Raw genomic sequence first — 13,229 nt, 5'->3', positions numbered from 1 at the left:
TTAAACTATTTAAGATCCGACATAGTATTGGAAGGCAGGCAATTCACTCGTGGAAGACGTTATTGTCTTTCCAGAAAAGAAATCAACAAAAGAAGTAGACTCGGGAAGCGTGATTGTTTGATTTTCTCCTGAAAGGTTAATAATTACGGTAACCTCGCTTTCGTCTTTGACTCGCTTGTACGCAATGACCATGGAGTTATTGGTATCTATGAATTGAGGCTGTCCACCATACTCACCATTATGCAATGCTTTATTGTCATGCTTAATATCTATCAACTGCTTATAAAATTTCTGATACTTTATATCTGTCCAGTCAATGGTATCCTTCTCAAAAAAAACTAACCTTTTATCCAGGCCAGCTTCTTGTCCACTATAGATAAGCGGCATTCCCTGAGCCGTAAATGCAAATACGGCATACGCCAGGTGGCCATCCCCAAATCGTTCAAAAACAGTTCCATTCCATGAATTCTCATCATGATTGGTTGTGAAATTCATACGAATCGCATCCGAAGGATATCTTTCCAAATCTTTGTTTACGAAGGCAATCAAAGAATCTGCATTCATTTCTCCTTTTGCCACACCATTCATGTAATGGTGAAGTCCCCAACCATATGTCATGTGAAAAGCATCTTCATGCATCTTCGGCTCATCCCACTCAGCAAGCATAAACAGGTCTTTATCCACATCTAACGAATCTTTGGCGCGATTCCAAAAATCCATGGGTACAAATCCTGCTACATCGCATCTATAGCCATCAATATCTGTTTCATTCACCCAATACCTTAAAGACGCAATCATCTCATTTTGCATATCCATATTTTCATAGTTGAGGTCAGCTACGTCTGTCCAGTCGGTACCATCTGGCCATGTCACATTTCCCATAGAGTCTGTATTGTGGTATCCCACGATCTCTGTCCATGCATGATCAAATGAAGTGTGATTGGCAACCCAATCTAAGATGACAATCATATTCTGATTATGCGCTTTTTCAACCAAAGACTTAAAATCTTCCAATGTTCCAAACTCTGCATTGACAGCTGTGTAGTCCTTGATAGAATAATAGCTCCCGAGTCCTCCTTTTCTATTCTTTTCTCCAATGGGTTGAATCGGCATAATCCACAAAATATCTACACCCAAATCCTTTAGCCTCGGTAGATGATCAGCAAACGCATTGAAGGTTCCTTCCGGAGTATATTGACGAATATTCACCTCATAGATGATCATGTCCTTTGCTTTTTCAGGATAAGAAACATCCGCTGAAACGGCAGTTTCTTTTTGTGAGGGTGTTGTGCAAGAACAAAAAAGTACTGCAATCAAAAACAAGGAGTTCGTAAATATTTTCATGTCAGGTTAGTTATAAGTAATCATTTCGAATGAATATGGTGGGATCGATGCGCTTCCGCCTTTGAGTGATCCATTAAAATTTGCTTGTCCATTAGAAGGAACCTCTACCTTCAAAGTTTGATCACTGGTGTTGAAAATAGATATCACTTTGTTTCCAAAATATGCTCTTTGCATCACCAGATGGTGCTCACCGTGCTCCAAAATCTGGATATCCCCATAAATCAGTGCTAAGTTGCTGTTTCGGATCTGTATCATTTTCTTGGTGCGTTCTCTTGTAGCCATCTGATGCTTATCCAGCTCATCAAACTGCATTTGGCGTCTGTTGTCAGGATCATTTCCTCCTGGCGAGCCATACTCATCTCCGTAGTAAATACATGGGATGCCCGGAATAGACATCATATATGCCGTTAATGAAGACAACTTTCGATAAGCTGCGGTATCCCGAATGCTGATCTCTCTATTCCATCCTGCATGCTTGGTATCTTCACCAAAATCTAGTGAGCCATCTGCATAGGAAATAAATCGAGGACGATCTTGATTGCCCGTGATGTATCCCATCAAATTATGGTCTCCATAATATTTAATGCTTTCTCTAAGTGAACTTGCAAGGTCAGAAAGCGAACCAGCTCCGGCAAAGGCAGAAACTGCTCTATCATACATATTGAAATCAAACTGGGCATCAAGCATCCCGGTTCCTATGTAGCTTTTGATAAGTTCGTGACTTCCATAGGTCTCTCCAATTTGAAAAACAGGTTGTCCTGTTTCAGCAACTACTTGCTTCTTCACCTTGTTTGTTAATGTCCTCCAGAATATTTCAGGAATGTGTTTTGTCGCATCATGACGAAAACCGTCAATGCCATATTGTGTTAACCAAAACATAGCAGAATCGGTCATTGGATCCACTGTTTCCATCCTTGAAAGATCAAGCGTAGGCATGAATGTGTCGAACCAGGTGGTCAGCCGATGATCATCCCATCTTTCTGTATTGAGTGAGCCATCGGGCAGATAGAGGTCAGTTGCCCAATCCGGATTTTGCTGATAGATCGGATGGTCTTCATGTACATGATTTGCCACATAATCTAGCAATACATTCATACCTGAATCATGCGCTTTATCCACAAGCGATTGAAATTCATTTGCCGTCCCAAACCGATGATCTACTTGCACATTTGAGATCGGCCAGTATCCATGGTATGCCGAAAAGCTGGTTTCTGGCTCTGGATATTTACCATATGCACCCTCGGGATTCTGCGTGATTGGAGATAGCCAGACTGTGTTGACACCCAAATCAGTAAAGTAGCCTTCTTCAATTTTTTGCGTTACCCCAGAAAGATCTCCTCCAAAATAGTCTGCCTTTGGATGTACTTCGGGGATGTTAAGCGGTTGATCATTCTCGGTGTTCCCATTGTTGAATCGATCCACCATCAAGAAATACATGATCATTGATTCATAATCCTTTCTGCTCAACTGTGTAGGTGATGAAAGCACCTTATCCTTTTCTAAGGGAATTAATACATCGTTGCTAACACCCTCACTGTTATAAGCCCAAAGTCTAATGGTCGATCTATCTTTTGAGCCAGCATTCTCTGGAATGATCACGCGAATGGTCTCTCCTTTTATTGATATGCCCTCCTCAGGCAATAAGGTGTTTTCCCAATAAGCATAAACTTTTTCCAATGGGTTATTACTTTTCAAAGTGATTTTGTTGCCACGATAACTATCGGTCTTTATTGAAGGTGTCTTATCTGGATCAGGTCCCGAAATGGTAATCACCGAATTCCATCCGCCCATCCCATTACTCGTTGAGTCAGGATTCAGCGCATCAAGTAACTCTCTACCATCTACAACCATAAGGTATTGATACGTACCAGGACTCAGCATTTCATAGGTCGAATAGTTGTTTCCTTTTTTATCAAGAACCGTGTTATTCGGATTCCATGCATTGAAATCCCCCTTGATCTTAACCTCTCTTTCATTTCCGTTCGGTTCGTAAACAAATGAATACATTGTCTTTTTAGTGCGCTCCAATAGCACGCTCTCTCCTATTCCTTCAGACCAAAAAGTGAGATTGTAGAGTGGTTTTTGAGGCTTACCCGCAATTGACAAAAAGTTGTTTTTTACACTGACTGTAAAGGGGCCATCCGTTGAGATAGAATCCACTCTGGACTTATCAACTACATAGTCTGAAATTGGAATTTCAGTCACATCCAAGTCGAGCTTGATTGGTGTTGCTTTCCCTAAGATTAGTGATGCTTCATGCGTCGAAAGAATGTTTGGCTCACATGCCGCAAAAAGAGCAAGTATGCTACCAACTAAAAACCACTTCTTCATTGGTATAGTCTTTTTCAATTGTAAATACAGTTTCAGACTTGAGGTTGTCTCTTCTATCTTTTTCGAATGGATCAAAATTTGAAATCGGCTGAACGAAAGAGTAGCTCTCTTTCAGATACTGATCCACTTCCAACTCTCCGAAACCATGCAATACAAGCTTTAGACATTTAATTCGGCTTCTATAGCTTCCATTTGCCTCTTCCATAGAAACGGTCTTTTCAGTAGGATTAAAAACTATTTTCCTTCGGTGATAATTTCCAGTCTCATTTTCGTAGGAAACTCCGTCATCTTCATAGTAGTCAATCTCAGAATGCTCTGAGCCGTTGTAGACATGCAATTCCAATTGCTCCCCAATGTCTTTTGAGTTTTGTTTGGCTTCTGAATAAATGGGGATGATCGATGACGATTTGATAAATAACGGTAAATGCTCCAATGCATACTCGCGAATCATCTCTTTTCCTCCAGGCAACTTTTCATCTGTGAAAAACTCGTACCATTCACCTTTCGGCAAGTATACTTTACCAAACGGCTGATCGCTCGCAAGTGGGGCTACTAAGATATTGGCTCCAAACAAGTATTGATTTTCAAAATCTGCATCGTAGATTTTTTCATCATCGGTATAATCGATGCAAAGACTCCTGGTGATCGGCGTTCCTCTTTCGGAGGCCTCTAAGAATGCGCCGTAGATATAGGGCAATAATTTGTAGCGAAGACGAATGTAGTTTTTGGATATTTCTTCAACCTCTTCACCATAAGACCATGGTTCTGAATCATGGGAATTAATCATGGAGTGGCCTCTGAAGAAAGGTGAGAAAGCTCCTACCTGAATCCATCGGGCAAATAAGTTACTTTGGCCATTTCCCGCAAAACCTCCTACATCGTATCCAGAAAACGGCACTCCTGAAAGACCCAGACTATTCACCATGCGAACACCCAAAAGCATGTGTTCATCATTAGCAACATTGTCTCCAGTCCATAACGCACTGTAGCGCTGGACACCAGCAAAACCAGCCCTTGTGAGGACAAAAGGACGTTTTCCGTTCAGGTTATCTTTAGCTCCTTCGTAGGCACTCTTCGCCATTTGGAGACCGTAAACATTCCGCCCCTTTCTGGTTGTAGCTCCCTCATTCTCAAAATCAAACTCAATATTATCCGGAAGCATTTGTCCCCACGTTGCGATTTCATTCATGTCATTCCAGAAACCTTTGATCCCTATCTCAGTGTAGCTTTTCATCATCTCCTTCCACCAGTCACGACTTTCTGGCTTAGTGAAATCAGGAAAGTGACACCATCCTGGCCAAACTTCTCCCTCGTAGTAAACTCCATCTGGATATTTCAGAAATACATCTTCATCTCTTCCAGATGTATAAGGTGAATAGTTGTCTTCCTTTTTTATACCGGGATCGCAAATAACCACTACCTCAAACCCCATCTTTTTCAATTGATCGACCATTTGATCAGGGTGAGGAAATCTTTCTTTATCCCAACTAAAAATCTTGTATTTATCCATGTAATGGATATCCAGCACAATGACATCAGCAGGGATGTCTTTGTCTCTAAATTTCTTCGCAACATCCAATACTTCCGTATCAGGATAGTAACTGTATCGACACTGTTGATATCCAATACTCCACATCGGCGGTAAGGTCATTCGACCAGTGAGCGAGGTATAAGACTCAATGATTTCAATAACTGAACCTGCAATAAAATAGTAGTTTAAATCACCAGAATCAACGGAAAAGCTCGAAAAACGATTGTTTGAAGCACCGAAATTAAAATGACTCTTGTAGCTATTATCTAGAAAAATTCCATAACTACTCTCCCCATGTATACCAATGTAAAAGGGTATTGAGGCATACAGAGGATCTGCCTCAATGTGGTACGCAAAATGATCAGTATTCCAATTCTGATAGCCCTTGCCTCTCCGATCAAGGGGGCCTGTTTTTTCACCCAACCCTACAAAGCGCTCATCCTTCTGCAGCTTTTTGTATGCTGTTTTTTGCTCGCCCTGCGTTTGCATGCCTAAACCAGCATCATCCTCATTCAAAATCTTGCCACTCTTATCAAGGAAAGTGAATAATATCGGGGACTTGTTAATTGCAATATCCAAGGCATCGGAAGTGATGACCAGCGAGTTCTCATGCTCCTCAACGGAGAACGAGGTTTCCATAGGCTGCTGTACAACAGAATATGGATTAACATCTTCCTCTCCTTCGAATTGATGTACACGAACAGTGCGATTATTGTAAAAAGTAATCCGGTAGGTATAGAGATCTGATTGTAACTCTATACCGTATTTATGATTCGTAAATGATTTAAAAATTCCACCAGAAACGATTCTATTTTTTTTCTCACTTTTGACGGTTTCCAACATATTCTTTCCTCATCATTAAGTTGTGCGATAGGCTCAAATTAATGAATATTATTAGAGGAGAATGCAGGTTTATTTCAAAAAAAACAACGCAAACGGTTGCGGAAGCTCCTGATAATGAAGATTTTGTAAAAGAATTACGATTTTCTGGAGGAATCTCGTGCTAACAAGGTCGTTGGTAATTTCATCTTTTCATATGCAACTCCCTCCTCACTCTCTATCTGTTTTAGCAGTAATTCCGCTGCGTGCTGTCCCATTTCAAACCCAGGTTGCTCAATGGTAGAAATGGAAGGGTTTGTAAGTGCGGTGAATTGCCAGTTGCTAAATCCTACTACCCCAAAATCTTCAGGAACGTTTCTTCCAAGTTTTTGTGCGGCCTTGATCGCTCCCATAGCAGCAAGATCATTCGATGCGAACAATGCGTCTATTTTCTCAGACTTTAATAGTTCAAAAGTTGCAGCATATGCATCACTCTCGTTAGATGCTTTACTATAAATTATCAGATTCTCATCCAAAGCAACACCCGCATCTTCATGTGCTTTTCGAAATCCGCTTAGTCTTTCGTTGGTGATATCAAGATTTTCAGGTCCCGCTAAGTGTACAATTTTTTTATAACCCTGTTTGATCAAATGCTCAGTAGCCTGATATCCACCTAAAAAATCATCTACGGTCACTTTGCTGGTTTCAATGCTATCTGCCACTCGGTCGAAAAATACAATGGGTAATCCTTTTTGCATCATCGCTTCAAAATGCGTGTAGTCAAAAGACTCTTTGGAAAGTGATACCAGAACTCCATCTACGCGATTATTAAAAAGTGTTTGAATATTCACCATCTCTCTTTCCACCGACTCATTGGATTGGGTAATGATTACATTGTAGCCCCTGCTTTGAGCTATATCCTCAATGCCACTGATAACTGTCGAAAAAAAGAAGTGTACAATCTCCGGAATTATCACTCCGATCGTATTCGATTTACTGTACCGCAGACTAAGCGCCAAAGAGTTTGGCTGATAGTTTAATTCTTCTGCAACACGCCTAACGGCTTTCTTAGTTTCTTCACTGATTTCAAAATGGTCCTTCAGGGCACGCGAAACCGTTGATGGTGATATACCCAATTCTCTTGCTATGTCCTTAATGGTTGTTGTCTGCCTTTTCATGAAAGAAAGATAGCTAAATGAGCTAATTCCGGTTCACCCTTGTTGTAAAAGTCTGAAACGCAAACGTTTGCAGAAAAAAAAGTCCGTAAAAACTTCGCTAAAGTGTTGTTTGGAATTTATGAATTCGTAAAATTCGGTAAAGTGGCTTTTGAAAATATTGCTTTTTGAGAGTCTATTTGGTGAAATAATTTTAAAAATTAACCCTAGTAATATGGATCAAAATTACCTTAAAAAAGGTGGTCTTTTTAAGCCAAAATTCAGGCTTAAAAAGGTTATGAGCTACGTGCTTATAATGGCACTGGCTATCGCCTCCGCCTCCGCTCAAAATTTGACCGTTTCCGGTAAGGTCACGGATGGCTCAGGCGAAGGACTTCCCGGAGTAAATGTGCTGATAAAAGGAACACTCAATGGAGCTGTTACTGATATTGAAGGGAACTATCAACTATCGGTTCCAAGCGGAGCCACTTTGGTGTTCACGTATGTGGGATTTGCCACACAAGAGATTGATGTTAATGCTCAAAACACGATAAGCATCATAATGTCTGAAGACTATGGCCAACTTGACGAAGTTGTAGTTGTCGGATATGGTACAACCAAAAAGAGTGATCTTACTGGGGCTGTCACGGCTATTGATTCAAAACAATTCAACAAAGGACAGATTAATACCCCACAAGGTTTATTGACTGGTAGAATAGCCGGGGTGAACGTAACGAGTTCGGATGGTCAGCCTGGAAGTGGTGCACAGATAAGAATAAGAGGCGGATCTTCACTAAGTGCCAGTAATGATCCATTAATCGTTGTAGATGGAGTACCATTAACTACGGATGAAATTGGAGGGATTAGAAATCCTCTAAGCACCATCAATCCCCAGGACATAGAGACGATTACAGTCTTAAAAGATGCATCGGCAACTGCTATTTATGGTGCTCGAGCTTCTAATGGGGTTATTTTGGTTACAACCAAAAGAGGTCAAGTCGGAGCGGGTATCTCTGTTAATTATTCGGCTCAATTTTCATTATCTACACTCCCGGAGATTGCCGACAATTTAACTCCTGAGGAATTTGCCAGTCTGGTTAATGAGAGTTCAGGCAATGGTGATATTTCACCTGTTGCAGCTACCCTATTAGGTTCCACTCAAACAAATTGGCAGAATGAAGTTTATCAACAGGCGCAGGGGACAAATCACAATATTTCAGCTTCCGGAGCTTTCAAAGGGGTTCCATTTAGAGTTTCAACCGGATACCTTTTCCAAGAAGGTATACTTAGGACATCATCGTTCGAGAGAACTTCAATTTCTCTTGGTCTTGATCCATCTTTTCTAAATGATGACCTAAGAGTGAGTATCAACTTAAAAGGAAGTCAAACAAATAATGGTTTTACCAATGACGGTGTTATTGGGTCGGCAGCTACATTTGATCCTACACAACCTGTATTTGATTCTGAATCACCATTTGGAGGCTACTATTTCTACAGACAATCATTGATTCCAACTGATCCAGGGTTCTTGATTCCTGATAACAACGCACCTAAAAACCCGGTAGGCCTCCTCGAGCAAACCAATAATGACTCCAGAGTAAATAGGTTCATTGGTAACATTAATTTCAACTACAAACTTCCGATTGAGGGTCTTTCTGCCAACTTGAATCTAGCAACCGATCGAACCACAACTGACGGTCTGGAAGTAGTTGATTCGCTTGCTCAAAGTGAGAGAAGACTGTTCGCTGGAAATGTTATCTATGGTAAAATCAATAAATACGATAATCAGTATCAAAATGATTTATTCGAATTCTACTTGAATTATGCCAAAGAATTGCCAGGTCTGGATAGTCGATTCGAAGTAATTGGTGGTTATTCCTATCAATACTTCTTCAGAGAAACTGGCAGTTATGAAACAGACATTATCAGATCAGTAACAACCAAGCCCATCAATCCAGATCCTTCTGAAAACAAGTTGATCTCATTCTATGGAAGGCTTAAGTACGATTTTAAGGAAAAGTACTTACTCACAGTAACCGTAAGAAGAGATGGCTCCAGTAGATTCCTTGGAGATAATCAGTGGGGTATTTTTCCCTCTGCTGCATTAGCTTGGAGAATCAAAGACGAGTCTTTCTTAACTAATGTTGATATTGTATCTGATCTTAAAATAAGAGCTGGGTACGGTGTAACCGCTCAAGAAAACATTGGAGAGTCCTACCCTGCTTTGGCAAGAATCTCCATAGGCGAAGATGACGCGAGGTATCAACTAGGAAGAGATGGCAATGGGAATCCAATATTCATCAATGTGGCAAGGTTCGAAGCTTTCGACCCTAATTTGAAGTGGGAGGAAACTACCACAATCAATGTTGGAGTCGATTTTGGCTTCTGGAATGGACGAATCAATGGTTCATTCGATTGGTATAAGAGAGAAACAACTGATCTCCTAAATACCATTGACATTCCTGCGGGAACTAACTTTAGCAACAGGATTCTAACGAATGTTGGAAGCCTTGAGAATAATGGTTTAGAGTTTGCATTAAACGGCATAGTAGTCGACAATGCAGACTGGAGAGTTGATCTTGGTTTCAACCTGACCAGAAACACAAACGAAATCACTAGGCTTACAAATTCCAATGACCCTGATTTCTTAGGTAATGAAACTGGCGGAATTAGCGGTGGCACAGGTAATGTCGCTCAAATTAACAGCGTTGGATTTAACAGAAGTACTTTCTGGTTGTTACAACAAGTGTATGACGCTAATGGCAACCCTATTGAGGGGGTGTATGTAGATCAGGACGGAGACGGACAGTATACAAATGCAGATCGTGTTAGATCCAAAAACCCTGATCCTACCATGTTTATGGGCTTCTCCTCATTCGTATCCTATAAAAAAGTAAGTCTTACTATGAATGGAAGATATCAAACTGGGAACTATGTGTATCACAACATTGCCTCTGCAAATGGGAACATCAATGGACTGTATACAAACAATACGCTCAGAAATATTCATTCATCAGTTCTTGATACGCGTTTCGTTGGGACAGGATTCCTAAACAACCTGTTGTCGAATTACTACCTGGAAGATGCTTCATTCTTTAGAATGGACAACATTACTGTAGGGTATTCTCTGGAGAAGTTCCTCAATGACAGATTCTCTGCAAATGTTTCTTTCACTGTTCAAAATGCATTTGTGATCACGAATTATTCAGGCTTAGATCCTGAAGTTGCGGATGGAATTGATGATAATATATATCCTCGTCCACGCGTATTCACATTAGGGTTGAACGTCAATTTCAAATAACAAGATGATGAAAAAAATATTCAATAAAATATTAATTATACCAGTAGTAGCAGGGTTTATCTCTTGTACAGATCTGGATTTAGTGCCTATCGATGAGGACGCTTCGACCTCTGCTAATTTTTTTGATTCGCCAGAAGCTTATCAGCAAGCCTTAGCAAAAATTTATGGAGGTCTTTATCTAACGGGAAATGATGGCCCTGCAGGTGCTGGCGATATCAACACCCCCGATGAGGGGGCTACAGGATATCTCAGAATGTATCAGTGGCATCAAGTTTTGTCCACAGAGGAAGCATTTGTTGGCTCCAACTTTGGTGATTTGAACATCAGAGACTTTCAAAATCATCAGTGGACAGCAAATACCTTCCCCATGGGCGAATTGTTTTCAAGATTCTACTATCAAATCGCCAATGCAAACGCATTCGTTGCACAGGCAAGTAGCTCCGAAAATGCCACCATTCAGGGATATGTTGCTGAAGCTAGATTTCTTCGAGCACTCAGCTATTGGCATGCGCTAGATCTATTCAGAACCATCCCGCTAATTACTGACGAAGACGGGGTTGGTGCATTTCTTCCTGAGCAAGCTACTCCTCAGGAGACGTTTGATTTTATTGAGTCTGAATTGCTGGCTATAGAGGATCTTTTACCGGATCCAGGTGATGTAACCTATTATCCAAGAGCTACCAAAGGTGCAGCACAAATGCTTTTGGCTAAGCTTTACCTGAACGCTCAAGTTTATACAGGTACAGCTCGCTTCGATGAAGCTGCTGCCTATACAAACAGCGTGATTGCTCACTCGTCATATGGACTTGAACCAAATTACGATCACCTTTTCTTGGCAGACAATGATCAGTCAACTGAACTAATATTTGTAGTTGCTCAAGACGGAACAGCAGGAACATCTTACGGTGGATCCGCATTTTTTGCCAATGCTTCAGTCGGAGGAACAATGCCTAGATCGGAATTTGGTGTTGGAGGCTGGGGAGGTATTCGTACCACATCTACGTTCGTGGATAAATTCATGGATGACAATGTAGACGATACTTTTGATGAAGATGCTGCAATAGATAATCGAGCGAATTTCTGGGTGGACTCTCAAGGTGGAAAAGAAATCACTGACCTTGGCTCGTTCCAAGGCGGAGGGTATGCAATCACTAAATTTAAAAATGTAGACAGAAGCGGAAATCCAGGCGCTAGCAATGAATTTGTTGATACGGATTATCCAATCTTTAGACTTGCCGATGCTTATTTGATGTATGCAGAACTTTTCTTGAGAAACGCAGCTAATACTGATGCGACCATTGCGCTAGGATATGTCAATGATGTAAGGGAGCGAGCCTATGGAGATAATAGCGGGAATATTGCCCTTGGTGATTTAACTCTTGACTTTATCATAGATGAAAGAGCACGGGAATTATACTGGGAATCTCATCGCAGAACAGATCTTATCAGATTTGGGATCTTTAGTGGAGGTGCGTATACATGGCCTCTTAAAGGAGGTGATGCGAACTTATTAAACGGAACAGCGACCGGACCAGAAAGAGATTACTTCCCTATTCCAGCTAAGGATTTAAACGCCAATCCAAACTTAAAACCAAGCGATGGATATTAAAATTATGAAAATGAAGAACAACATAATACTATCAATTCTAGCACTATCGATCGTAGTGCTTGGTTGCGAAGAAGATATTGAAAGACCGATACTGGATGCAGACAATGCGGTCTCAACTCCAGCATCGTTTACTAGTGCAGCAACTGCTGACGCCAAAGTAATTACGTTAGAAACGCTGGCAGATACATTTGAAGTATTCAAATGGGATCCCATAGTTTATGGAGTAGATATTGCAGTTAATTATACGCTGGAGCTATCTGCGACTGAGGACTTCTCAGGAACCATAAGCAATCTCATTACAACAAGGATGACTGAATTTGCTATCACAAATAGCACATTGAATGATTTCCTTGTTGCTGCAGAATACCCTGTCAACGAACAAGTAACTTTTTACTTAAGGCTAAAATCTGTGGCTACTAACCCAGCCATTGCAGCGGTCTACTCTGACGTCATCACACGGGTTGTAACAACTTTCGCTGCTATTCCCGATCCACTTTACTTTGTAGGGCCGGGTACTGCTGCCGGATGGGACAATGCTGGAACATTTGGCTCATTATTTCCTGATGCGGCTAATCCGAAGCAATATTATTATCGCGGACGATTCAGCGGAGAATGGAAATTAATTGTCATTCCAGGCTCATGGGCAGAACAGTGGGGGCCTGGAGACGGCCAACCAAACAACGCCAATGGAGTTGCAAACCTTTCCGATAATGCTCCAACTTGGAATATGCCCGAAGGTTATTATGACTTTTCTTTTAACCTAAGTACAAGCGCCTATACAATTGCAACCTACGATGCTAGCGGAGATGCTACATACACTGCCATGGGGATCATAGGAGATGCCATTGGAGGTTGGGACGATGGAAGTGAACTGGATATGGTTCAGTCCACTTTTGACCCGCACATCTGGAAATTGGAGAATGTCGTATTTACAGATAATATTTTCAAATTTAGACCTGACGATAATTTTGATCTAGGTTATGGCACCAGCGGATCAAATGGAAACAATGGATGGCCTGCAGGACAAACGATACAGAGCGGTACATCTGCGGCACTTGGAGCCAAACCAGGAACCTACGATGTATGGTTCAATGATATCTCGGGTAGATTTTTCATGATTGAAAACGATTAAGTATTAGT

7 protein-coding genes are annotated in these 13,229 nt (G+C 41.1%); 3 read left to right on the top strand and 4 right to left on the bottom strand.

Going from position 1 to position 13,229, the window contains the following annotated elements; all coding sequences use genetic code 11:
- Positions 1–9: 9 nt before the first annotated feature.
- From ABJF57_RS18700 to ABJF57_RS18685, 4 genes are all read right to left on the bottom strand, one after another.
- On the bottom strand, positions 10–1,344 hold the full coding sequence (locus ABJF57_RS18700; protein WP_462232867.1) for an alpha-amylase family glycosyl hydrolase: 1,335 nt from the start codon (positions 1,342–1,344) through the stop codon (positions 10–12).
- A gap of 6 nt (positions 1,345–1,350) precedes the next feature.
- Entirely contained in the window at positions 1,351–3,675 is a 2,325-nt protein-coding gene (locus ABJF57_RS18695; protein WP_462232866.1) for an alpha-amylase family glycosyl hydrolase, read from the bottom strand.
- Complete coding sequence (locus ABJF57_RS18690; protein WP_462232865.1) at positions 3,650–6,049, bottom strand: glycoside hydrolase family 31 protein; 2,400 nt, start codon at positions 6,047–6,049, stop codon at positions 3,650–3,652. The genes ABJF57_RS18695 and ABJF57_RS18690 overlap by 26 nt, the downstream gene beginning before the upstream one ends.
- A gap of 134 nt (positions 6,050–6,183) precedes the next feature.
- Complete coding sequence (locus ABJF57_RS18685) at positions 6,184–7,203, bottom strand: LacI family DNA-binding transcriptional regulator (RefSeq protein ID WP_462232864.1); 1,020 nt, start codon at positions 7,201–7,203, stop codon at positions 6,184–6,186.
- 211 nt (positions 7,204–7,414) lie between these two features.
- Here ABJF57_RS18685 and ABJF57_RS18680 point away from each other — a divergent pair, with 211 nt between their 5' ends.
- From ABJF57_RS18680 to ABJF57_RS18670, 3 genes are read left to right on the top strand one after another with little or no spacing between them, the layout of a single operon-like run.
- Positions 7,415–10,480 carry a SusC/RagA family TonB-linked outer membrane protein gene (locus ABJF57_RS18680; RefSeq protein ID WP_462232863.1) on the top strand — a complete coding sequence of 1,022 codons (3,066 nt, stop codon included), beginning with the start codon at positions 7,415–7,417 and terminating at the stop codon, positions 10,478–10,480.
- Positions 10,481–10,484: 4 nt separating this feature from the next.
- Entirely contained in the window at positions 10,485–12,089 is a 1,605-nt protein-coding gene (locus ABJF57_RS18675; RefSeq protein WP_462232862.1) for a RagB/SusD family nutrient uptake outer membrane protein, read from the top strand.
- Between the two features lie 10 nt (positions 12,090–12,099).
- Positions 12,100–13,221: a SusE domain-containing protein gene (locus ABJF57_RS18670; protein WP_462232861.1), complete on the top strand. Its 1,122-nt coding sequence runs from the start codon at positions 12,100–12,102 to the stop codon at positions 13,219–13,221.
- Positions 13,222–13,229 lie beyond the last annotated feature (8 nt).

This window comes from Ekhidna sp. (genome assembly GCF_039940915.1).
Classification (GTDB): domain Bacteria; phylum Bacteroidota; class Bacteroidia; order Cytophagales; family Cyclobacteriaceae; genus Ekhidna.
This window is presented reverse-complemented; position numbering and strand designations above follow the sequence as displayed.